This window comes from Streptomyces koelreuteriae (assembly GCF_018604545.1).
GTDB classification, from domain to species: domain Bacteria; phylum Actinomycetota; class Actinomycetes; order Streptomycetales; family Streptomycetaceae; genus Streptomyces; species Streptomyces koelreuteriae.
Map to the genome: position 1 here is coordinate 517369 of NZ_CP075896.1, position 21872 is coordinate 539240.

Below are 21872 nucleotides of genomic sequence, written 5' to 3' on the forward strand. Positions count from 1 at the left end.
CCTCGCACTCACCCCTGCCCAAGGGCCTCACCGCCCTGCGCGCCCTCGCCCGCGGCGGCGCCCCGACGCTGCTGTGGCGGGCCGTGCTGATGGCCGCCCTGGTGGGCGCGATCGGCCTGCTGCCATGGCTGTCGCGCACCGACCCGGCGCTGACCGTGCTCAAGGCCCGCTCGGCCGACCGTGACCCGACGCCCGAGACGCTGCGCGCCATCCGCGACCAACTCGGGCTGGACGACGGCCCGCTGACGCTGCTCGGCCGCTGGCTGGGCGGGCTGCTGCACGGGGACGCGGGCACCTCGTGGGTGTCCGGCGGCCAGGTGCTGCCGGGCGTCGTGCAGGGGCTCGGCGCGTCATTGCTGCTGGTGTCCGGGGCCCTGGTGGTCGCGGCGGGCACCGTCGCCGCGGTGTGCGCCCGCACACTCCGGCTCGGCTCGCGGGGGCGGCTCGCCGCCCGCGGCACCGGCGGCACCGCGTCGGCCGTGCTGGCCGCGCTGCCCGAGTTCCTCGTCGCCTCGGTGCTGGCCTCGGTGATCGGCGTCCAGCTCGGCTGGCTGCCCGCGCTCGGCTGGTACGGGCCGCAGTGGATGGTGCTGCCGTCGCTGGCCCTCGGCCTGCCCGCCGGGGCGATCCTCGGACGGATGCTGGACGACCTGCTGCCCGGCGCCTTCGCCGAGCCGTGGGCCCTGGCCGCCGCGGCACGCGGCATCCCGCCGAAGTCCGTGGCACGGCAGGCGGTGCGCCGCTGCGTGCCCGGACTGCTGCCCAATCTGGGCCTGTTCGTGGTCGGCCTGACCGGCGGCTCGGTCGCCGTCGAGCAGATCTTCGACATCCCGGGCCTGGGCCGGCTCACCCTGCACGCCGCCCTCGCCCAGGACCTGCCCGTCCTGCAGACCGGCACCCTCGCCCTCGTCCTGGTCGCGGCCGTCGCCGGTGTCCTCGCCCGGCTGTCGGCCCGGCTGCTCATCGGGCCCGCGCTGCGCGACGGCGCCCTGCACTCCCTGCACGGCGCAGGCCCGTCCGAGCGCCGCGCCCTGCCCCTGCTGTACGCGGCGCTGCTCGCCGCCGTCATCGGGTTCGGCCTGCCGCGCGACCCGCTCGCCCTGGACACCCTCGCCCGGCTGCGGGCCCCCTCGCTTGCGCACCCGTTCGGGACGGACGCGCTCGGCCGGGACGTCCTCGCCCGGGTCTCCCACGGCGCGCTGACCACCCTCGGCATCGCCCTCGCGGTGAGCGCCGCCGCGCTCCTCGTGGGGCTGCTGCTGGGGCTGCTGCCGAGGCTGTCCGGGCCGCTGGTCGACACCGTCAGTGCCGTGCCGCCCGTCCTGGCGGGACTGCTCGTCGCCGGTGTCGCGGGCAGCGGGCCCTGGACGCCCGCGTTCGCCGTGGGTGTCCTCGCCTGGTCCCCGCTGGCCGCCCACACGTCCTCCCTGCTGCGGCAGGAACGCGCCACCACGCATCTGGCCGCGACCCGGGCGCTGGGCGCCGGCCGCTGGTATCTGCTCTGGCACGAACTGCTGCCCGCCGTGCTGTCGCCGGTGACCCGGCACGCCCTGCTCCGGCTGCCCGGTGTCGCGCTGAGCCTCGCCGCCCTCGGCTTCCTGGGCCTGGGCGCCCAGCCGCCGTCCCCCGAGTGGGGTCTGCTGCTCGCCGAGAACCAGCCGTACGCCGAGCGCGCCCCGTGGGCCGTCCTCTTCCCCGCCGCCGTCCTCGCCCTGCTGGGGGCGCTCGCGGTCACGGCCGCGGGCGGCGTACGGCTGCCCCGGCGGCGTGGGCGGCCCGAGGGCCCGGCCGGGCCGCCCGGGGAGCGGGTCATGCCCCCGCAGCGGCGGCGGGACAGCGCCGACGCCCTCCTGGCCCCCGTGTCCACCTCACCGACAGAAGAGCGATGACCGACCCCGCCTCCCGCGTGCCGGCCCGCCGGTCCGCCCGTACGCCCAAGACCCCGCGTGAGAGCACCTGGCGGCTCTGGAAGGAGCTGTCGCCGCTGCTGCGGCTGCTGATCCTCACCCAGCTCGCCTTCAACATCGGCTTCTACGCCGTCCTGCCGTTCCTCGCCGAGCACCTCGGCACCGCGATCGGCATGGCGGGCTGGCTGGTCGGGTTCGTGCTCGGGCTGCGCACCTTCAGCCAGCAGGGGCTGTTCGTGGTCGGCGGCTGGCTCGTCGACCGGTTCGGGGTGCGGCCCGTCGTGCTGGCCGGCTGTGCGCTGCGGATCGCCGGGTTCGCGTGGCTGGGGTACGCGGAGGCGAGCTGGGCCGTGATCGGCGCCGTGCTGGTGATCGGTTTCGCCGCCGCGCTGTTCTCCCCCGCCGTGGAGTCCGAGGTGGCCCGCCAGGCGGTGGTCTGGGAGGAGGAGGGACACGGCTCGCGCACGCGTCTCCTCGCCCTGTTCAGCGTCGCGGGGCAGGCCGGGGCCTTCGTCGGGCCGCTGCTCGGCGGACTGCTGCTCGCCGTCGACTTCCGCACCGCGTGCCTCGCCGGCGCGGCGGTCTTCGTCCTCGTGCTGGCCGGGCATCTGTGGCTGATGCCGCAGCACATCCCGGGCCGGGTCCGCACCCGGGAGCGGGGCGGGGCGCGCCTGCTGCTGCGCAACCGCCGCTTCCTGGCCCTGTGCGGCGCGTACGGCTCGTACCTGCTCGCCTACAACCAGCTCTATCTGGCCCTGCCGGACGAGGTGCAGCGCGCGGCGGGCTCCCAGGCGCCGTTGTCCTGGCTGTTCGCGCTGTCCTCGGTGCTGGTGGTGTTCACCCAGCTGCCGGTGACCCGCTGGGCGGGCGACCGGCTGGACCTGCGCCGCTCCATGACGGCGGGGCTGCTGCTGATCGCGGCCGGTTTCGCGGTGGTGGCCGCGGCGCGCCCCGCCGGGTGGACGGACCTCGCCGGGCTGCTGCCCGCCGCGGGCTTCGTCGTACTGCTCACCGTGGGACAGATGCTGGTCGTGCCCGCCGCCCGCGCCTGGGTGCCCGACCTCGCCGAGGAGGGCCGGATCGGCCTCTACATGGGCGCGCTGTCCTCCGTCTCGGGCCTGATCGTCCTGGCCGGCAGCGCGGCCACCGGCTCCCTTCTCGACCTCGGCCTCCCGGCCGCCGTGCCCTGGCTGCTCCTCGCGGCCGTACCGGCCCTGACGGTGGCTCTGCTGCCGCGCCGGGAGGAGCGGGCCGAGGAGGCGGACGCGGCGGCCTGATCCGGTAGGCGGCGGCGCGGGGGCCCGGGGGCAACCGCGCGCACCGCACCTCACCCCGCCGGGCGATGTCTCCGCTCGGATTTCCGGGACCGTACCGGCCCTCGACACCGCCGTGGAGATCATCGGTCACTCGGCGCCAGTATCCTGGGTCGGCTGCGCGTCCCCCGCCAACCCCCGCCTCAAAACGGGGAGTTCGGCCTGCGGCGACGTACCTTCCCATACGCATGAGACGAGGACGAGTGCTGCTAGCGGGCCGCTACCGGCTGGATGTTGAGATCGGGCGCGGTGGAATGGGAGAGGTCTGGCGCGCGTACGACGAGACGCTCGCCAGGGCGGTGGCCGTCAAGCTGCTGCTGCCCCAGGACACCGATGTCACGGCGGCTTCCCGGTTCCGTCTGGAGGCACAGACCGCCGGGCGCCTCAACCACCCCCATCTGGTCGGTGTCCTGGACTTCGGCGAGTACGACAACCGGCTGTACCTGGTGATGGAACTGGTCGAGGGCGACAGCCTCGCCGGGGTGCTGGCCGCCTCCGGGGCGCTGCCGGCCGAGCGGGTGGCCGATCTCGCCGCGCAGGCCGCCGCGGGGCTCGCCGCCGCCCACGCGCAGGGCATCGTCCACCGTGACATCAAGCCCGCCAACCTGCTGCTGGACGCCCACGGCACGCTGAAGATCGGCGACTTCGGCATCGCCCGCTTCCTCGACGACCCCGGCGCCGCGCTCACCGCCACCGGCCAGATCGTCGGCACCGGCCTCTATCTCGCGCCCGAACGCGCCCTGGGCCAGCCCGCCGGACCCGCCTCCGACATGTACTCCCTGGGGTGTCTGCTCTACCAACTCCTCAGCGGCCGGCCACCGTTCCAGGCGGACACCGCCGTCGCGCTCCTCCACCAGCACCTCGATTCCGCGCCCGTACCGCCCCGTGAGCTCGGTGTCGCCGGGCTCCCGCCGGCCTTCGAGAACTATCTGCTCGGCCTGCTCGCCAAGCAGCCCGAGGACCGGCCCACCGCCCAGCGGACCGCCGAGTGGTTCGGCGGCGGTGCCTGGCGGGGACTGCCCGAGCCGCTGCCGGAGGCCGCGCCCCCGGTGACGTCCGCCGCGCCGAGGCCGTACCCGGCCGCCGAGACCCGCAACCCGGCCACCTACGCGCTGCCCGGCGCCCCTGGGCTGCGCACCGGGCGCACACCCCAGGCCGGCCGTGCGCGCCGCGCCGCGCCCCGGGCCGCCCCCGACAACCGGCGCAAAGCGGCGGCGACGGTCGCCGCGGCGGCGCTCTTCGCCGCCGCGATGCTCGCCGGCATGCTGTGGTTCTCGCCCGACGACACCGCGACGGAGGGCACGGAGCCCGACGCGTCGCCCTCCGCGAGCAGTCCCGTCGCCACGCCGTCCGCCGGCTCCGCCTCGCCGCTCTCTTCCGCTCCGGCGGCGGACACGGCTCCGGACGCCACCGTTCCGGCCGCCGGCACAGTGGCCGATATCACCCCGTCCACCAGCGCACCCGCTCCCCCGACCCCCGTCGAAGCGACGCCCAGCCCCACGACACCGGCCCAGGAGACGGCCGACGCATCGCGAAAGGCGGACAAACCCCGGCAGGAGAAGCCCCGTCGGACCTGGGAAGACGGCGACGACGATGACGACGGGGGCGACGACTGAGCGGCCCTGCGCCGGTGTGCGAGCGGACGCCCCCTCGCGCGCCCCCTCGGGTGGCTTGTCATCGTCCTTATCTCGGCATTACTGTCACCACGCCTTGGTGAACGGGAAAGCCGGTGTGATGCCGGTGCGGCCCTCGCCACTGTGAATCGGGAAGTCCGGCTCCGGCCCTAACAGGCAGCCACTGGGTCCTTGCGACCCGGGAAGGCGGAGTACGGGCGGTGGTACCCGTCAGCCAGGAGACCGGCCAAGGCGCGTCAACCATCCACGAGGTGCTGGAGAGGGTCTGCTGAGCCATGCACATAGCCGAGGGTTTTCTGCCGCCGGCACACGCGGTCGCCTGGGGCGCCGCGTCGGCGCCGTTCGTCGTCCACGGAGTCCGGTCGCTCACCCGTGAGGTGCGTGAGCACCCCGAGAGCACCCTGCTCCTGGGTGCCTCCGGTGCCTTCACGTTCGTCCTGTCCGCTCTGAAACTGCCGTCGGTCACCGGCAGTTGCTCCCACCCCACCGGAACGGGCCTGGGAGCCATCCTGTTCCGGCCACCCATCATGGCGGTGCTGGGCACCATCACCCTGCTCTTCCAGGCGCTGCTGCTCGCCCACGGCGGTCTGACCACGCTCGGCGCCAACGTCTTCTCCATGGCGATCGTCGGGCCCTGGGCCGGATACGCCGTGTACAAGCTGCTGCGGCGCTACGACGTGCCGCTGATGGTCGCGGTCTTCTTCGGGGCGTTCTTCGCCGACCTGTCCACCTACTGCGTCACCAGCGTGCAGCTGGCGCTCGCCTTCCCCGACCCGGGCAGCGGGTTCGTGGGCGCGCTCGGCAAGTTCGGCACCATCTTCGCCGTCACCCAGATCCCGCTCGCGGTGAGCGAGGGCCTGCTGACGGTGCTCGTGATGCGGCTGCTGGTGCAGTCCAGCAAGGGTGAACTGACCCGGCTGGGTGTGCTGGTGACCGGCGGGCGCAAGGAGAAGAAGACGGCGGCCGAGTCCGAGGCGGTGGCGTGATGAACCGGAACACGAAGATCAACGGCCTGCTGCTGCTCGCCGTGGCCCTGCTCGCGGTCCTGCCGCTCGCCCTCGGCCTCGGCGACCACAAGGAGGAGCCGTTCGCGGGCGCCGACGCCCAGGCGGAGACGGCGATCACCGAGATCGACCCGGACTACAAGCCCTGGTTCTCGCCGCTGTACGAGCCGCCGTCGGGTGAGATCGAGTCGGCGCTGTTCGCCCTGCAGGCGGCGATCGGCGCGGGCGTGCTCGCCTACTACTTCGGCCTGCGGCGCGGCCGCCGCCAGGGCGAGGAGCGGGCGCGGCAGGACACCGAGGAGACCACGGGCGTCACCGAGGGGTCCGGGGCCGAAGGGGCCTGAGCCGCGTGCTGCCGATCGACGCGGCGGCGCACAGCAGTCGCTGGCGCCGCCGCCATCCCGTGGACAAGGCCGTGCTCGGTCTCGGCCTCACCGTGTTGGCCATCTCGCTGCCGCCCTGGCCGGGAGCGGCCCTGGTGCTGGTGACGGCCGTGTCCCTGCTGCTGGGGCCGGCCGGTGTGCCCGGCCGCCGGCTCTGGCGGGCCTACCGGGTGCCGCTGGGCTTCTGTGTGACCGGCGCCCTCACGCTGCTCGTCCAGGTCGGCGGGCCGGGGAGCTTCGTCTCCCTCGCGGACGACGGGCCCCTGCGGGCCGGGGAGTTGCTGCTGCGCACCTCGGCGGCCTCCCTCGGGGTGCTGCTGTTCGCCTTCACCACACCGATGTCCGACCTGCTGCCGCGCCTGGTCCGGGCGGGCGTCCCGGCGCCGGTCGTCGATGTCGCGCTCGTGACGTACCGCATGAGCTTTCTGCTGCTGGACTCCGTGCGCCGGATCCGCGACGCGCAGGCCGCCCGGCTCGGGCACACCACACGGGCCGCCACCTGGCGTTCGCTGGGCGGACTCGGCGCCACCGCGTTCGTCCGGGCCTTCGACCGGGCGGCCCGCCTCCAGGCCGGTCTCGCCGGGCGCGGCTACGACGGAACCCTGCGGGTCCTGGTGCCCGAGGCCCGTGTCTCCGTCCGCTTCACGGTCGCCAGTTGCGCGCTCCTCGCGACGCTGGCCGTCCTCACCCTCGTACTGGAAAGGCCGCTGACATGAGCGAGCCCGCCCTCGTCGCCCTGCGGGGCGCGTCCTTCGCCTACGAGGACGGCCCGGCCGTGCTCAGCGGCCTCGACTTCGACATCCGGGAGGGGCGGGCGCTGGCGCTGCTCGGCCGCAACGGCAGCGGCAAGACCACGCTGATGCGGCTGCTCAGCGGCGGGCTGCGGCCGCACGAGGGGCGGTTGACGGTCGACGGGCAGCCGGTGACGTACGACCGCAAGGGCCTGACCCGGCTGCGCACGACCGTCCAGCTCGTGGTGCAGGACCCGGACGACCAGCTCTTCGCGGCGTCCGTCGAGCAGGACGTGTCGTTCGGGCCGCTGAACCTCGGGCTGTCCGACACCGAGGTACGGGCGCGGGTGGCGGAGTCGCTCGCCGCCCTGGACATCGGGGCCCTGGCCGACCGGCCCACCCATCTGCTCTCCTACGGGCAGCGCAAGCGGACCGCCATCGCGGGCGCGGTCGCCATGCGGCCCCGGGTGCTCATCCTCGACGAGCCGACGGCCGGACTCGACCCCGACGGCCAGGAACGGCTCCTGGCCACGCTCGACGGGCTGCGTGCGAGCGGCACCACGGTGGTGATGGCCACCCATGACGTCGATCTCGCCCTGCGCTGGGCCGACGACGCGGCACTCCTCACCCCGGAGGGCGCGCACCTCGCTCCCGCGCCCACGGCACTGGCCCGGACGGATCTCCTCGGGCGGGCGGGGCTGCGGTTGCCGTGGGGTGCCGCCGCCGCGGACCTCCTGCGCGCGCAGGGGCTGTTGACCGGGTCGGCGCCCGGCCCGCGCACCCCGGAGGAGCTGGCCGCCCTGGCGGCGGAGCGGCCGGTGACCGGCGGCTGAGGGTCGCTTCCCCGGCCTTGTCGTGTATAGGCTGGCGGTGCAGCTGGTTCGCCCCGTCCGCCAGACGGGATGCGTCGCAAGAGGGAACCCGGTGGGAATCCGGGACTGCCCCGCAGCGGTGAGCGGGAACGACCGCCGTCATACGCACTGGGTCCACGCAGGGCCCGGGAAGCGACGGCCAGTAGGTGTCTCACACAGTGAGACGTGCCCGCGAGTCCGAAGACCTGCCAACTGCCCGCGCGCGGACGATACGTGCGCGGACATTCCGGTGACCTCGAGGGCGGGTCGGCGTACTTACCAGACGGACGACCGCGCTGTGCCGCGCGAGGTCGACTCCGTCGGGTTCGTCACACCTTCGCGCTCTCGTCCCGTCGCCGGGATCTCAGGGATTCATCTCGCGAAGGAGATCTCCGTGACCACCAAGCCCGCAGCCGCGGCAGCACGGGCCACCGTGTACGGCTACCCCCGCCAGGGACAGAACCGGGAACTGAAGAAGGCGATCGAGGGCTACTGGAAGGGCCGCGTCACCGCCGACGCCCTCCGGTCCACCGCCGCCGACCTGCGCGCCTCGAACTGGCGGCAGCTCGCCGACGCCGGCATCGACGAGGTCCCGACGGGTGACTTCTCGTTCTACGACCACGTCCTGGACACCACCGTCATGGTCGGCGCGATCCCCGACCGCCACCGGGACGCCGTCGCGGCGGACGCCCTGGACGGCTACTTCGCCATGGCGCGCGGCACACAGGACGTGGCGCCGCTGGAGATGACGAAGTGGTTCGACACGAACTACCACTACCTGGTGCCCGAGCTGGGTCCGGACACGGTCTTCACCGCCGACTCGGCCAAGCAGGTCGCCGAACTGCGTGAGGCGCTGGCGCTCGGCCGCACCGCGCGCCCCGTCCTCGTCGGCCCGGTCACGTATCTGCTCCTCGCCAAGCCCGCCCCGGGGGTGCCCGCGGACTTCGAGCCGCTCACCCTCCTGGACCGGCTGCTGCCCGTGTACGCCGAGGTCCTCGCGGATCTGCGCGCGGCGGGCGCCGAGTGGGTCCAGCTCGACGAGCCGGCCCTGGCCCAGGACCGGACCCCGGCCGAGCTGAACGCCGCCGAGCGGGCCTACCGCGACCTCGGCGCCCTCACCGACCGGTCGAAGCTGCTGGTCGCCTCGTACTTCGACCGGCTCGGGAACGCCCTGCCGGTGCTGGCGAAGGCGCCGGTCGAGGGGCTCGCGGTGGACTTCACGGAGTCGGCTGCGGCCAACCTGGACGATCTGGCGGCGGTGGGCGGTCTGCCGGGCAAGCGGCTGGTCGCCGGTGTCGTCAACGGCCGCAACATCTGGATCAACGACCTGGCGGCCTCGCTCTCCCGGCTCGGCACGCTTCTCGGCCTGGCCGACCGGGTCGACGTCTCGGCCTCCTGCTCCCTGCTGCACGTACCGCTGGACACGGCGGCGGAGCGGGACATCGAGCCGCAGGTGCTGCGCTGGCTGGCCTTCGCGCGGCAGAAGACCGCCGAGATCGTCACCCTCGCGCGTGGTCTCGCGCAGGGCACCGACACCATCGGCGCGCAACTCGCCGCGAACCGGGCGGACCTGTCGTCCCGGGCGAACTCCCCGATCACCCGCGACCCGGCGGTCCGCGCCCGCACGGCCGCGGTGTCCGGGGCGGACTCCCGCCGCTCGCTGCCGTACGCCGAGCGGACCGCCGCCCAGCGCACCCGGCTCGGTCTGCCCCTGCTGCCGACCACCACGATCGGCTCCTTCCCGCAGACCGGTGAGGTGCGCTCCGCCCGCGCGGACCTGCGGTCGGGCCGGATCGACACGGCCGGTTACGAGGAGCGCATCAAGGCCGAGATCCAGGAGGTGATCTCCTTCCAGGAGAAGGCCGGTCTTGACGTCCTGGTGCACGGCGAGGCCGAACGCAACGACATGGTCCAGTACTTCGCGGAGCAGCTCACCGGCTATCTCGCCACGCAGCACGGCTGGGTCCAGTCCTACGGCACCCGCTACGTCCGCCCGCCGATCCTGGCCGGCGACATCTCGCGCCCCGAGCCGATGACCGTGCGCTGGACGACGTACGCGCAGTCGCTCACGGACCGTCCGGTCAAGGGCATGCTCACCGGCCCGGTCACGATGCTCGCCTGGTCCTTCGTCCGTGACGACCAGCCGCTCGCCGAGACGGCCCGGCAGGTCGCCCTCGCCCTGCGCGACGAGGTGGGGGACCTGGAGACGGCCGGGACGTCGGTCATCCAGGTCGACGAGCCCGCCCTGCGCGAGACGCTGCCGCTGCGTGCCGCCGACCGGCCGGAGTATCTGGGGTGGGCCACGGAGGCCTTCCGGCTCAGCACGGCCGGGGTGCGACCGGACACGCAGATCCACACGCACATGTGCTACGCCGAGTTCGGCGACATCGTGCAGGCCATCGACGACCTCGACGCGGACGTCATCAGCCTGGAGGCCGCCCGCTCCCATATGCAGGTCGCCCGCGAACTCGCCTCGCACGGCTATCCGCGTGAGGCGGGGCCGGGTGTCTACGACATCCACTCCCCGCGGGTTCCGGGCACGGAGGAGGCGGCCGATCTGCTGCGCACCGGCCTGAAGGCCATCCCCGCCGAGCGGCTGTGGGTCAACCCCGACTGCGGCCTGAAGACCCGCGGCTGGACCGAGACCCGCGCGTCCCTGGAGAACCTGGTCTCGGCGGCCCGGACCGTCCGCGCCGAACTGGACGGGGAGCGGCCCGGACTCGCCTGACGCTCGCGGCCGGGGGCGGGCCGGGCATGGCCCGCCCCCGGTCGGGTCAGGTCGCCGTCGCGGCCGCCGCCGCCCGGCCCGCCGCGCGGCCCGAGAACAGGCAGCCGCCCAGGAAGGTGCCTTCGAGGGAGCGGTAGCCGTGGACGCCGCCCCCGCCGAAGCCGGCGACCTCGCCGGCCGCGTACAGACCGCTGATCGGCTTACCGGAGGCGTTCAGGACGCGGCCGGAGAGGTCGGTCTGGAGGCCGCCGAGGGTCTTGCGGGTGAGGATGTTGAGGCGTACGGCGATCAGCGGTCCGGCGGAGGTGTCCAGGATCCGGTGGGCTGAGGCGGTGCGGCTGAGGGTGTCGCCGGGGTAGGCGAGGGCGTTGCGGATGCCCATGACCTGGGCGTCCTTGGTGTACGGGTTGGCGATCTCGCGGTCGCGGGCCTCGATCTGGCGCTGGAGGCCGGCCAGGTCGATCAGGTTGTCCCCCGTCAGTTTGTTCATGCCGGCGACCAGTTCGGGCAGGGTCTTGGCGACGACGAAGTCCTCGCCCTTCTCCTTGAACCGCTCGATCGGCTCTGGGGTCTGCCAGACGCGGGACAGCAGCTTCCAGACGTTCTTCTCGGTGAGGTCGGGGTTCTGCTCGGAGCCGGAGAGCGCGAACTCCTTGGCGATGATCTTCTGGGTCGTGACGAACCAGGAGTAGTCGTATCCGGTGTCGGTGATCGACTTGAGCGTGTGGAGCGTGTCGTAGCCCGGGATGTCGGGGCTGGAGAAGCGCTTGCCCGTGGCGTCGAACCACATGGAGGACGGGCCGGGCAGGATGCGGATGCCGTGGTCGGGCCAGATCGGGTCGTAGTTCTTCAGGCCCTCGGTGTAGTGCCACATGCGGTCGGGGTTGACGATCCGTCCGCCGGCCTTCTGGGTGATCGCGAGCATCCGGCCGTCCACGTGCGCGGGCACACCCGTGATCATGGACTTCGGGGCCGTACCGAGACGCGCGGGCCAGTTCTGCCGGACGAGGTCGTGGTTGGCGCCGATGCCGCCCGAGGTGACGACCACGACGGGGGCGCTCAGTTCGAAGTCGCCGACGACCTTGCGGGAGCTGGGCTTGCCGCGTGCCGCGCTGCTGGGCTCCAAGACCTTTCCGCGTACCCCGGTGACGGCACCGTTCGTGACGATCAGGTCGTCCACCCGGTGGCGGAACCTGAACGTCACCTTGCCGTCCTCGACGGCCTCCCGCACCTTCTTCTCGAAGGGCTCGACCACGGCGGGGCCGGTGCCCCAGGTGACGTGGAAGCGGGGTACGGAGTTGCCGTGCCCGTCCGCGAGGCCGCCGCCGCGCTCGGCCCAGCCGACGATCGGGAACCACTGCATCCCGAGCCCCGCGAGCCAGGAGTGCTTCTCCCCCGAGGCGAAGTCCACGTACGCCTCGGCCCACTTGTGGGCCCAGTGGTCCTGGCCCGACGGGTCGGTGATGCCGCGGTCGAAGCCGGCCGTGCCCAGCCAGTCCTGCCAGGCCAGTTCCTTCGAGTCCTTGATGCCCATGAGCCGCTGCTCTGGGGAGTCGACGAAGAACAGCCCGCCGAAGGACCAGAAGGCCTGCCCGCCCAGGCCGGCCTCCGGCTCCTGGTCGAGCAGCAGCACCTTGCGTCCGGCGGCGGCCAGTTCGGCGGTGGCGACGAGCCCGGCGAGACCGTGGCCGATGACGATGGCGTCCGCGTCCGACGATGCGGCTCCGGCCGCGAAGGCCGGGAACGTCGACTGCGCGAGAGCGGCACCGGCGAGCACACCGCCCGCGACGGTCAGGGCACGGCGGCGGGTGAACGCGGCGGGTTCTGACGAGTGTTCCATGGGCCGCCTTCCTTCTGGAGGTGCGCAGGGGTCGGGAGAGGCCCCTGGGGCTACCAGAGGTGTTACCGACGGTAGCCCAGGAGTTCTCGGGGCCGCCAGAGTCCTGCGCCGAGGAACTCATGGGCCTGGTGGGGGAGTTGGCAGGGATGCGTACCGGCCGCCCGAAATGCGATTGTCCGTCCTCACGGCACGGCACTACGGTGCCGAGGTGGATCTCTTCTCACGCTCCTGGACGGCGTTGCGCGCGGCGGTCGCCGACTTGGCCGACGAGGACTTCGCCCGGCCGTCCGGCTGTGCGGGCTGGCTGGTGCGGGACCTGGTGTGCCATCTGGTCATCGACGCCCAGGACGTCCTGATCACCCTCGCCACCCCGTCCGACCGGGAGCCGACCCGTGACGCGGTGACCTACTGGGAGGTCACCGCCACACCTCCGACCGGCGACGACCCGCTCGACGCGCTGACCGTCCGGCTCGCCGCCGCGTACGAGGAGCCGCACCTCCTCACGTTCCACCTCGACGACGTCGGCTCCGCCGCCGGCCGCGCCGCCCGGCTCGCCGACCCGGCCGGCCGGGTCGGCACCCGCGACGAGGTCCTCACCGTGGCGGACTATCTCTCCGTGTACGTCCTGGAGTGGACGCTGCACCACCTCGACCTGATCGCGCACCTCCCGGACGCGGAGCAGCCGCCGGCGGAGGGGCTCACCCGCTCCCGCGAACTGCTGGAGCGGATCGCGGAGAGCGCGTTCCCCGCGTCGTTCACCGACCGGGACGCGCTGCTGGTGGGCACCGGGAGGCGGGCGCCCACGGAGGCGGAGCGGGCCGAACTCGGCGATCTGGCCGCGAAGTTCCCGATCCACCTGGGCTGACCCGGCGCCCCGGGACTGGGCGTTGCGCTCCCCCGTGACCCTGATCCGCAGGGTGTGCCGCCCGTGGGGCAGCTTGGGGCTGACGTACTGCAGCTTCTCGCCGGTGCGGATCGCGCCGTGGAAGTCGACGCGCTGTTCGGCTCCGCCGTGCCGGGTGTCGCCCGTGCCGGTCGGTGCCCATGGCACCACGGGTTTACATCGATGCAAACCCGTCGGACGGCCCCTGGGATCAGTCGGTACGATCTCGGCAGTCGGCAGAGTGGGACAGCGTGGCGGCCAGACCCAGGATCAAGGACGTGGCGGAGTACGCCGGCGTCTCCCCCAAGACCGTCTCCAACGTGATCAACAACTTCGAGCATGTCTCGGAGCGGACCCGTGCCGCCGTCCAGGAGGCCATCGACGCCCTGGGCTACCGCGTCAACATCGCCGGGCGGCAACTCCGCCAGGGCCGCACCGGCATGATCACCCTGGCGGTCCCGGAGCTGGACGTCGCCTACTTCGCCGAGTTGGCCAAGCACGTCATGGCCGAGGCGGACCGGCGCAGGCACACCGTGCTGCTGCACCAGACCGGGGCGGTGCGCGAGCGGGAACTGGCGGCGCTGCACGGCTTCGACGCGCAGTTCTCCGACGGCGTCATCCTCAGTCCGCTCTCCCTCCAGCCGCATGATCTCGCCGTCCGCGACCGGCGCCTGCCCGTGGTCCTGCTCGGCGAGCGCTCCGCCGAGGGCGGCACCGACCATGTGGGCATCGACAACGTGCGCGCGGCGCGCGAGGCCACCGAGCACCTCCTGGCCCGGGGCCGCCGGCGCATCGCCGTGGTCGGCGGCGCCCTGCACGGCCGCCAGGGCACCGACCGGCTGCGCACCGACGGCCACCGCGAGGCCCTGGACGCGGCGGGCCTGCCCTTCGAGCCCGGACTGGTGGTGCGGGTGGACGCCTATCACTGGCAGGACGGAGCGCGGGCCGCCGCCGCGCTGATGGACAGCGACCCCCGCCCGGACGCGCTGCTGTGCCTGAACGACCATCTCGCCCTGGGCGCGCTGCGGGCCCTGCACGAGCTGGGCCGCTCCGTGCTGGGCGAGCTCGACGTGGTCGGCTTCGACGACATCGAGGCCTCCCGTTTCAGCGTCCCGACCCTCACGACCGTCGCCCCCGACAAGCGGGAGATCGCCCGGGCCGCCGTCGCCCGGCTCCTGGCCCGGATCGACGCCCCGGACTCCGCGCCGCCGGGCGACCATGTGGCCGGGCACCGGCTCATCGTGCGGGAGAGCTCGGGGGGCTGAGGAGCGGGAGGGCGGTCCTCCACGCCCGGCGAAGCGTCCTCCGCGCCCGAGAAGTCGACGACTGTGCTGCCCGCCGTCGAACGGTGCCGGTCGAGGTGGGACGATGGCCACATGGACGTCCGCCGCAGGAACAACGTGAACGTCATCGGCCGAGACGACGCGCCGGTGCTGGTGCTGGCCCACGGTTTCGGCTGCGACCAGAACATGTGGCGCCTGGTGGTGCCGGCTCTGGCGGAGCGGTACCGGGTGGTGCTGTTCGACTACGTGGGTTCCGGCGGATCGGATCTGTCGGCCTGGAGCGAGGCGCGGTACTCCTCGCTGCACGGCTACGCGGCCGATGTCGTCGACGTCTGCGAGGAGCTGGACCTCCGGCGGGCTGTGTTCGTGGGGCACTCGGTCAGCAGCATGGTCGGAGCGCTGGCGGCGCAGGCCGCGCCGGAGCGGATCGGGGCCCTCGTGATGGTGACGCCCTCGCCCCGCTACCTCGACGACGAGGGATACCACGGCGGCTTCAGCGCCGAGGACATCGACGAGCTGCTGGACTCCCTGGAGGCGAACTATCTGGGCTGGTCGTCCGCGATGGCCCCGGTGATCATGGGCAATCCGGAGCGTCCCGAGCTGGGTCAGGAGCTGACCAACAGCTTCTGCGCCACCGACCCCGACATCGCCCGGGTCTTCGCCCGTACGACCTTCCTGACCGACAGCCGCGAGGACCTCAAGGGTGTGTCCGTGCCGACCCTCGTACTGGAGTGCGAGCAGGACGCCATCGCGCCCCGTGAGGTCGGCGCCTATGTGCACAGGGCGATCCCCTCCTCCCGCCTGGTCACCCTCGACGCCACCGGGCACTGCCCGCAGCTGAGCGCCCCGGAGGCCACCGGCGCGGCGATCCTCGACTTCCTGGAGTCCCTCAAGTGATGTGCCGCACGGGCGGCGTGCCGGAGCCTGCCGGGACCGGGGACGAGACAGGCACGGACGCGGCGTTCACCGCGCTGCTGGAGGACAGCGCGGAGGACCTGTACGAGTCGGCACCGTGCGGCTATCTGTCCACGCTGATGGACGGCACCATCGCCAAGATCAACACCACGCTGCTGGACTGGCTCGGTCTGGAACGCGAGGCCGTGGTGGGCCGCAAGCGTTTCACGGATCTGCTCACCGTCGGCGGGAAGCTGTACCACGAGACGCACTTCGGGCCGCTGCTGCGCATGCAGGGCGAGCTGCGCGGCATCGCCCTGGACGTCAGGCGCCAGGGCGGCGGCCGGCTGCCGGTGCTGGTCTCCGCCGTGGTCAAGTACGGCACCGAGGGCGAGCCCCTGCTGATCCGCGTCACCGTCTTCGACGCCTCCGACCGCCGCTCCTACGAGACGGAACTCCTGCGCCGCCGCAAGGAGGCCGAGCGGGCCCGTGCCGAGGCGGACGAGGCCCGGCGGCAGGCCGAGGCCGACCGGGCGCGGCTGGCCGACGCGCTGACCGTGCTGCAGCGGTCCCTGGTGCCGGACTCGCTGCCCGCCGTGCCGGGTCTGGAGACGGCCGTCCACTACCACACGGCCGCCCCGGACCAGCTCGGCGGCGACTTCTACGATCTGTTCCCCGTCGCCGGCGACCGGTGGGCGTTCTTCCTCGGCGACGTGTGCGGCAAGGGCCCCGCGGCGGCCTCCCTCACCTCGCTGACCCGCTACACCCTGCGGGCCGCCGCCCATCACGACCCGGACCCGGCCGCGGCCCTGGCCACGCTGAACGCCGTACTGCACGAGCGGTACACGGCCGGCGGCGATCCCCGTTACTGCACCTGCGTCTTCGGGATCGTCGAGCCCGGCGGGGACCACGGTCCGACGGTCGTGCGTCTCGCCTCCGGCGGCCATCCGCCCGCGCTCGTCCTGCGGTCCGACGGCCGCGCCGAGTTCCTGCACACGCGCGGCGGACTGCTCGTCGGCGTGGTGCCCGACGCGCCGATCAGCACCGTGGAGACGGTCCTGGCCGCCGGGGACACGATCGTGCTGTACACCGACGGTCTCACCGAGGCCCGCAGCGGGCCCCACCGCGACGACCTGTACGGCGAGAACGCCCTGCTGGCGTTCGGCACCGACCTCGCTCCCGCCGCCCCGGGCGAGGTGATCACCGCACTCACCGGGCTGCTGGACGGCTTCGGCGACGGGCTGAACGACGACACCGCCCTGCTCGCCCTCGGCGTCCCCGCCAACTCCTCCCTCACCCGCCCCGCAAGGGGTTCCGCCTCATGAAGACGCTGACCATCGATCACCGCGACACCGCGACCGGCCCCGTTCTGGCCGTGGCCGGCGACCTGGACTACGCCCAGGCCCCCGAACTGCGCCTCCAGGTCGACCAAGTGACCCTGGCCCCGGGGCAGTGCCTGGTCCTCGACCTCTCCGGCCTCGCGTTCTGCGACTCCACCGGCATCACCGCCCTGCTCGCCGCCCGCCAGCACGCCCTGGCCGCCGAGGCCGACATCGTCCTGGCCGGCGTACCGGCGAACCTGTTGCGGGTCCTCACGCTCGTGGGTCTCGACCAGGTCTTCACCCTGCGCCCGGACAGCAGCCACGCGTCATGACCTGCCCGTCGGGTCCCCGCGGCGTCGGCCCTCACCGAGGACCGGCCCTGCGGTGGTCGCCGAGACCTGGAACATTGGGCACAGGACGTTTCGAGAAGGAAGGGATCGGCCGGCCATGTCACTCGCGCGCGTTCACAACTTCTCCATCTCGCTCGACGGCTTCGGAACCGGTGAGGGACTGAGCCGTGAGGCTCCGTTCGGCCATGCCGGTGAGAGGCTGCACGAGTGGATGTTCGCCACCCGGTTCTGGCACGAGATGACGCGCCAACCCGGCGGGACCCGAGGTCTCGACGATGCCTTCGCACGGCAGCACACGCCCGGGATCGGCGCCGAGATCATGGGCGCGGGGAAGTTCGGCTACCCCGGATGGCACACCGACCCGGAGTGGAAGGGGTGGTGGGGGGCCAATCCGCCGTTCCACACACCGACCTTCGTCCTCACCCACCACCCGCGCCCGTCGATCGAGATGGAGGGCGGCACGACGTTCCACTTCCTCGACGTCTCCCCCGCCGGGGCGCTCGAGGCGGCCCGCGAGGCGGCGGGCGGCCAGGACGTACGGATCGGTGGGGGCCCCACCGTGGTCCGCGACTTCCTCGCCGCGAGACTCATCGACCACCTGCACGTCACGGTGACCCCGATCCTGCTGGGCCGCGGCGTACGCCTCTGGGACGGGCTGGAGGGCCTGGAGGAGGACTACGAGGTCGAGGCCACCTCCTCACCCGGCGGTGTCATGCATTTGACGCTCACACGGAAGGGCCTCTGAGCTTCCCGCGGGGCGGCACGCCGCGACCGGGTCCCTAGGATGGGGCGTTCCGTCCGACCACGCACGAAGCGCAGGGGCTGATGTCACGGCCGAACCTGACCACCGCCACGGCCACCCGACTGGTGGACCTGTTCCGCCGCAGCGGACTGACCGACGGCGCGCACGTCACCGAGCAGTGGGCGGCGGACGCGCTGGAGGTCTCGCGCACTCCGGTGCGCAAGGCGATGCTCTTCCTCGCCGAGGTCGGCATCCTCGACCGGGTCCCCCACCGCGGTTTCTTCCTCACACGGGACGCGAGCGCCCTGGCCCGGCCCGATCTCGCCGACGGCGCGGACGCGGAGCAGACGGCGTACTTCGAGATCGCCGACGACTACGTGGGCGGGCGCTTCACCGGCTCCTTCACCTCGGCGGACATCGGCCGCCGCTACGGGCTGAACCCGCGTCAGGCCGACCGTGTGCTGTCCCGTATGGAGGCCGAGGACCTGGTGCGGCGCAAGGCGGGCGGCCGGGGCTGGGAGTTCCAGCACGTCATGGCCACCGCCGAGGCACACGACCAGAGCTACCGGTTCCGGATGATCGTCGAGCCGGCCGCGCTGCTGGAACCCGGTTTCACCGTGGACGCGGAGGCCTTCGGCCGGCACCGGCGGCAGCAGGAGGCGCTGCTGCACGGGGACATCCTGTTGCTGCCGCGGGCTGAACTCTTCCAGGTCAACGCGACGTTCCACGAGATGCTCGTGGGCTGCTCCGGGAACCCGTTCCTGCTGGACGCGGTGCGGCGGCAGACTGGCCGAGTCGTACGAACGCATCCACCGCTCCAACCTGATCGGCATGGGCGTCCTGCCCCTGGAGTTCACCGAGGGCGACAGCGGTGCGGGGCTCTCCCTGACCGGTGCGGAGGACCTGGCCTTCGAAGGGCTCGACGACCTGTCCGTGGGCACCAATCGGGTCACGCTGAGGATCCGTGGGAGGCAGGGGCCGGACAGCAAGGCGGTACTGCGGCTGCGGATCTTCTCCCGCCAGGAGCTGGCCTACCTCCGCCACGGCGGCATCCTGCCGTATGTCGTCCGCCGTACGCTCGCCCCCTGAGGCTGCTCCATCAGGCTCCCGATCCGCTCCCGCGCCCCTTGGCGCTCCCCCGCGCACCACCGCCCGGCCGGAAAACGCTTGGACGGCGCGGCCGCCGTCGCGGGACACTGCCGGACTCGACCGAAATCCACACATTCGTTGCGGCGATGCCCCCTGCCCGCGTCAGCGCGTGCCGGGCAGCCACAGGACGACACAGGGGTGGAATGGAAACGCCTGAATCTCGCAGGGTCCAACCGGGCAAGCGCTCGGTGCTACTCGCACTTCGCTACTACGGACGGGAGTTGGCCCGGCTGCGCCGGCTGACGGTACCCGCGATGCTGCTCATGGCGCTGGGCAACATCGGAATCAACTACGTGGCGCCACTGATCGTCGCCAAGCTCGTCGGCGAACTCGCAGGCGACAAGGGCATCACGTTCGACTCGGCACTGCCGTACGTCCTCGGCTTCGCCGGTGTCCTGCTGCTCGCGGAGGTACTGTGGCGCGTCGCCCTGCACTGCCTCTTCCGTCTCGAAGCCCTCGGCATCGAGCATCTGTACGTGATCGGGATGGACGAGCTGTTCGCCAAGGACGCCGCGTTCTTCCACGACAACTTCGCCGGTTCGCTGACCAAGCGGGTCCTGAGCTTCGCCTCGCGTTTCGAGCAGTTCGTGGACACGGTGACGTTCCAGGTCGTGGGGAGCTTCGTGCCACTGGCGTTCGGCGCGGTGGTGCTGTGGCGCTACGAACCGCTGCTCGTCGTCGGTCTGCTGGTGATGATCGCACTGACGGCGGGACTCGTCGCGCCGCTCATCCGGCGCCGCCAGCGGATCGTCGACCAGCGTGAGGAGGCGATCGCCCGGGTGTCGGGCCATGTCGCCGACAGCCTGATGAACATGGACACCGTACGGGCGTTCGCCGCGGAGAAGAGCGAGGCGGCCGAGCACCGCTCCCGGGTCGCGGTGTCGCGCCGGCTCACCGTGCGGGCGTGGGACTACGGCAACCTGCGCATCGACACCCTGGTCGCGCCGATGTCCGTGCTCACCAACGCGATGGGCCTGCTGGTCGCCATCACGCTGGCCGGGGGCGCGCACGGAGTGGAGGCGATCGTGGTCGCCTTCGCCTACTACGGCAACGCGACCCGCATCATGTTCGAGTTCAACCAGATATACCGCCGGCTGGAGAGCTCGATGACGGAGGCCGCGCAGTTCACCGAACTGCTGCTGACGCCGCCGACCGTGCTCGACCCGGCGTCGCCGCAGCCGCTGTGCTCCCGGGCGGCCGATGTCCGCTTCGAGAAGGTGACTTTCGCACACCGTGGCGGTCGACCACTGTTCGACGGGCTGGACCTGGCCGTGCCGAGCGGGGCGAAGCTCGGTCTGGTCGGCCGTTCCGGCGGCGGCAAGACCTCGCTCACCCGGCTGCTGTTGCGGATGACCGACATCGACGCGGGCCGCATCCTGATCGGTGGTCAGGACATCAGCAGGCTGCGGCAGGCGGATCTACGGAGCCGGATCGCCTATGTGCCGCAGGACCCGGCGATGTTCCACCGCACCCTGCGGGACAACATCGCGTTCGCCCGGCCGGACGCGACCGACGCCGAGATCCGCCAGGCCGCCGAGGCGGCCCACGTCACCGAGTTCGCCGATTCCCTGCCCGACGGCTTCGACACGATGGTGGGCGAGCGCGGCATCAAGCTGTCGGGCGGTCAGCGCCAGCGGGTCGCCCTCGCCCGGGCGATCCTGCGGGACGCGCCGATCCTGCTGCTCGACGAGGCGACCAGCGCGCTGGACTCCGAGAGTGAGCTGCTCGTCCAGGAGGCGCTGTGGCGGCTCATGGACGGGCGGACGGCGCTGGTGGTGGCGCACCGGCTGAGCACGGTCGCCACCATGGACCAGCTCGTCGTCCTCGACCGGGGCCGGATCGTCGAGCAGGGCACACACCAGGAGTTGCTCGCCGTCGACGGCGCCTACGCGAAGCTGTGGCAGCACCAGTCGGGCGGTTTCCTGGACGACGACCCGGGACGGGCGGAGGTGGTGTGACGGCGGGCGCGGCTCTGGTGGGGTCCCTGTTCGGGGCGGGTGCGGCGGTCCGCGCTCACGTCTCTCCGCGCCCGGCCGGGGCCCGGGCCGTCAGGGCCTCCAGGAGGAGGTCCACGGCCTGGTCGAAGGAGCTGTCCGCCATGGTGGGCAGCTCGGGGCGGACCACGGTGAGGGACGGGTAGGTCTCCGGGTCCAGGCCCTGGTAGACGTCCCGCCAGGCCCGGTGGTCGGCCTCGCGCTGGTGTCGCGGGAGGGCGTGGAACGCGGCCTCGGTGGCGGCGTGGCTGAGCACCGTGTCGATGAAGGCCAGGTAGAGCCGGGCGGCGTCGGCCGGTGCGAAGCCCGCGTTCAGCAGGAGGCCGATCCCGGTGTCCACGGCGTGGATCTCGTTCCGGCGCCGGGTCACCCGGTGGGCGGCCATGGCGGCCGCCCTGGGATGGGCGAGGTATCCCGCACGGACCCGCGTCGCCATCTCGCGCAGCGAAGCCGCCCAGTCGTCTCCGGGGACGAAGCCGGCCATCGCGTCGCCGATGATCCGGTCGGCGATGGCGAGCACCAGGTCGTCGGTGCCGTGGAAGTAGCGGTAGAGCGCGGTCGGGTCGCAGCCCAGGGCCGCGCCGAGCCGGCGCACGCTCAGCGCCTCGGGGCCGTGCTCCCCGATCAGACGCAGGGCGGTCTCGACGATCAGCTCTTCCGAGAGCACAACACCGGAACGGGTGGGCCGGCGGCGCCGGCGCTCCTGCGGGACGCGGGTGGTCATGGCCCGGACTCCTCTCGTGGCACGCGTGGCCGACGCGGTGAAGCTCCGGCCTCGTCGCGCGCGTGGCCGACGCGGTGAGGCACAGGCCTCGTCGCACGCGTGTGCAAGGCAGTGAACGGCTCCGCGCGCCTTACGTCAAC

Annotated in this window: 18 protein-coding genes, 2 pseudogenes and 2 riboswitches; of the genes and pseudogenes, 17 read left to right on the forward strand and 3 right to left on the reverse strand. The window is 72.9% G+C overall.

The features are described 5' to 3' along the window. Window positions 1–89: 89 nt before the first annotated feature. From KJK29_RS02320 to metE, 8 genes are all read left to right on the forward strand, one after another. Complete coding sequence (locus tag KJK29_RS02320) at window positions 90–1889, forward strand: ABC transporter permease subunit (protein WP_215124111.1); 1800 nt, start codon at window positions 90–92, stop codon at window positions 1887–1889. Then, window positions 1886–3184, forward strand: a complete 1299-nt coding sequence (locus KJK29_RS02325) for an MDR family MFS transporter (protein ID WP_215116912.1) — start codon at window positions 1886–1888, stop codon at window positions 3182–3184. Before KJK29_RS02320 ends, KJK29_RS02325 begins: the two co-directional genes overlap by 4 nt. Window positions 3185–3423: 239 nt before the next feature. Next, entirely contained in the window at window positions 3424–4836 is a 1413-nt protein-coding gene (locus tag KJK29_RS02330; RefSeq protein WP_215124112.1) for a serine/threonine-protein kinase, read from the forward strand. Window positions 4837–4914: 78 nt separating this feature from the next. After that, window positions 4915–5099: riboswitch (cobalamin riboswitch) on the forward strand. Between the two features lie 30 nt (window positions 5100–5129). Continuing rightward, window positions 5130–5840, forward strand: coding sequence for an energy-coupling factor ABC transporter permease (locus tag KJK29_RS02335; RefSeq protein WP_215116913.1), 711 nt, complete (start codon window positions 5130–5132; stop codon window positions 5838–5840). Further along, on the forward strand, window positions 5840–6202 hold the full coding sequence (locus KJK29_RS02340; RefSeq protein ID WP_215116914.1) for an energy-coupling factor ABC transporter substrate-binding protein: 363 nt from the start codon (window positions 5840–5842) through the stop codon (window positions 6200–6202). The genes KJK29_RS02335 and KJK29_RS02340 overlap by 1 nt, the downstream gene beginning before the upstream one ends. Before the next feature lie 5 nt (window positions 6203–6207). Continuing rightward, window positions 6208–6957, forward strand: a complete 750-nt coding sequence (cbiQ, locus tag KJK29_RS02345; protein WP_215116915.1) for a cobalt ECF transporter T component CbiQ — start codon at window positions 6208–6210, stop codon at window positions 6955–6957. Continuing rightward, window positions 6954–7805: an energy-coupling factor ABC transporter ATP-binding protein gene (locus tag KJK29_RS02350; protein WP_215116916.1), complete on the forward strand. Its 852-nt coding sequence runs from the start codon at window positions 6954–6956 to the stop codon at window positions 7803–7805. Before cbiQ ends, KJK29_RS02350 begins: the two co-directional genes overlap by 4 nt. Window positions 7806–7832: 27 nt before the next feature. Next, a riboswitch (cobalamin riboswitch) is annotated at window positions 7833–8051 on the forward strand. Between the two features lie 166 nt (window positions 8052–8217). Further along, window positions 8218–10551 (forward strand): 5-methyltetrahydropteroyltriglutamate--homocysteine S-methyltransferase, encoded by a 2334-nt coding sequence (gene metE, locus KJK29_RS02355; protein ID WP_215116917.1) that lies wholly within the window; start codon window positions 8218–8220, stop codon window positions 10549–10551. A 46-nt stretch (window positions 10552–10597) separates the two neighbouring features. Here the strand turns inward: metE and KJK29_RS02360 are convergent, their stop codons facing one another. Beyond that, window positions 10598–12391, reverse strand: coding sequence for an FAD-binding dehydrogenase (locus KJK29_RS02360; protein WP_215116918.1), 1794 nt, complete (start codon window positions 12389–12391; stop codon window positions 10598–10600). 208 nt (window positions 12392–12599) lie between these two features. Between KJK29_RS02360 and KJK29_RS02365 the strand changes: the two genes are divergently transcribed. Then, window positions 12600–13256 (forward strand): maleylpyruvate isomerase N-terminal domain-containing protein, encoded by a 657-nt coding sequence (locus KJK29_RS02365; RefSeq protein WP_215116919.1) that lies wholly within the window; start codon window positions 12600–12602, stop codon window positions 13254–13256. On the opposite strand, the pseudogene KJK29_RS38685 reads toward KJK29_RS02365, so the two are convergent. Further along, a pseudogene (locus KJK29_RS38685) lies at window positions 13239–13403 on the reverse strand (hydrolase); the annotation flags it as partial. The gene KJK29_RS02365 and the pseudogene KJK29_RS38685 overlap by 18 nt on opposite strands. Window positions 13404–13525: 122 nt before the next feature. Between KJK29_RS38685 and KJK29_RS02370 the strand changes: the two are divergent. The 8 genes and pseudogenes from KJK29_RS02370 (at window position 13526) to KJK29_RS02405 (ending at window position 20972) form a co-directional block, all read left to right on the forward strand. After that, a complete protein-coding gene (locus KJK29_RS02370) occupies window positions 13526–14539 on the forward strand; it encodes a LacI family DNA-binding transcriptional regulator (RefSeq protein WP_251057678.1) in 1014 nt (337 codons plus the stop codon). 111 nt (window positions 14540–14650) lie between these two features. Then, window positions 14651–15454 (forward strand): alpha/beta fold hydrolase, encoded by an 804-nt coding sequence (locus KJK29_RS02375; RefSeq protein ID WP_215116921.1) that lies wholly within the window; start codon window positions 14651–14653, stop codon window positions 15452–15454. Next, the gene (locus KJK29_RS02380; protein WP_215116922.1) at window positions 15454–16776 is read left to right on the forward strand and encodes a PP2C family protein-serine/threonine phosphatase; all 1323 of its coding nucleotides are present in this window, start codon (window positions 15454–15456) and stop codon (window positions 16774–16776) included. The genes KJK29_RS02375 and KJK29_RS02380 overlap by 1 nt, the downstream gene beginning before the upstream one ends. Beyond that, the gene (locus tag KJK29_RS02385) at window positions 16773–17105 is read left to right on the forward strand and encodes an STAS domain-containing protein (RefSeq protein ID WP_215116923.1); all 333 of its coding nucleotides are present in this window, start codon (window positions 16773–16775) and stop codon (window positions 17103–17105) included. Before KJK29_RS02380 ends, KJK29_RS02385 begins: the two co-directional genes overlap by 4 nt. Window positions 17106–17220: 115 nt before the next feature. After that, complete coding sequence (locus KJK29_RS02390; RefSeq protein ID WP_215116924.1) at window positions 17221–17868, forward strand: dihydrofolate reductase family protein; 648 nt, start codon at window positions 17221–17223, stop codon at window positions 17866–17868. 80 nt (window positions 17869–17948) lie between these two features. Then, window positions 17949–18089: pseudogene (locus KJK29_RS38690) on the forward strand (GntR family transcriptional regulator); the annotation flags it as partial. Between the two features lie 607 nt (window positions 18090–18696). Next, window positions 18697–18954, forward strand: a complete 258-nt coding sequence (locus KJK29_RS02400) for a hypothetical protein (protein WP_215124113.1) — start codon at window positions 18697–18699, stop codon at window positions 18952–18954. A 203-nt stretch (window positions 18955–19157) separates the two neighbouring features. After that, window positions 19158–20972: an ABC transporter ATP-binding protein gene (locus KJK29_RS02405; protein WP_215124114.1), complete on the forward strand. Its 1815-nt coding sequence runs from the start codon at window positions 19158–19160 to the stop codon at window positions 20970–20972. A 55-nt stretch (window positions 20973–21027) separates the two neighbouring features. Here KJK29_RS02405 and KJK29_RS02410 read toward each other — a convergent pair whose 3' ends face one another. Further along, window positions 21028–21732: a TetR/AcrR family transcriptional regulator gene (locus tag KJK29_RS02410; RefSeq protein WP_215116925.1), complete on the reverse strand. Its 705-nt coding sequence runs from the start codon at window positions 21730–21732 to the stop codon at window positions 21028–21030. Window positions 21733–21872: the final 140 nt, after the last annotated feature.

Excerpts from the sequence above, each read along its gene's own strand:
- KJK29_RS02320 (WP_215124111.1), top strand. The coding sequence starts at position 90 with ATGGCCGCCCTGGTGGGCGCGATCGGCCTGCTGCCATGGCTGTCGCGC.
- KJK29_RS02325 (WP_215116912.1), top strand. The coding sequence starts at position 1,886 with ATGACCGACCCCGCCTCCCGCGTGCCGGCCCGCCGGTCCGCCCGTACG.
- KJK29_RS02335 (WP_215116913.1), top strand. The coding sequence starts at position 5,130 with ATGCACATAGCCGAGGGTTTTCTGCCGCCGGCACACGCGGTCGCCTGG.
- KJK29_RS02340 (WP_215116914.1), top strand. The coding sequence starts at position 5,840 with ATGAACCGGAACACGAAGATCAACGGCCTGCTGCTGCTCGCCGTGGCC.
- KJK29_RS02350 (WP_215116916.1), top strand. The coding sequence starts at position 6,954 with ATGAGCGAGCCCGCCCTCGTCGCCCTGCGGGGCGCGTCCTTCGCCTAC.
- KJK29_RS02360 (WP_215116918.1), bottom strand. The coding sequence starts at position 12,391 with ATGGAACACTCGTCAGAACCCGCCGCGTTCACCCGCCGCCGTGCCCTG.
- KJK29_RS02375 (WP_215116921.1), top strand. The coding sequence starts at position 14,651 with ATGGACGTCCGCCGCAGGAACAACGTGAACGTCATCGGCCGAGACGAC.
- KJK29_RS02380 (WP_215116922.1), top strand. The coding sequence starts at position 15,454 with ATGTGCCGCACGGGCGGCGTGCCGGAGCCTGCCGGGACCGGGGACGAG.
- KJK29_RS02385 (WP_215116923.1), top strand. The coding sequence starts at position 16,773 with ATGAAGACGCTGACCATCGATCACCGCGACACCGCGACCGGCCCCGTT.
- KJK29_RS02390 (WP_215116924.1), top strand. The coding sequence starts at position 17,221 with ATGTCACTCGCGCGCGTTCACAACTTCTCCATCTCGCTCGACGGCTTC.
- KJK29_RS02400 (WP_215124113.1), top strand. The coding sequence starts at position 18,697 with ATGGGCGTCCTGCCCCTGGAGTTCACCGAGGGCGACAGCGGTGCGGGG.
- KJK29_RS02405 (WP_215124114.1), top strand. The coding sequence starts at position 19,158 with ATGGAAACGCCTGAATCTCGCAGGGTCCAACCGGGCAAGCGCTCGGTG.
- KJK29_RS02410 (WP_215116925.1), bottom strand. The coding sequence starts at position 21,732 with ATGACCACCCGCGTCCCGCAGGAGCGCCGGCGCCGCCGGCCCACCCGT.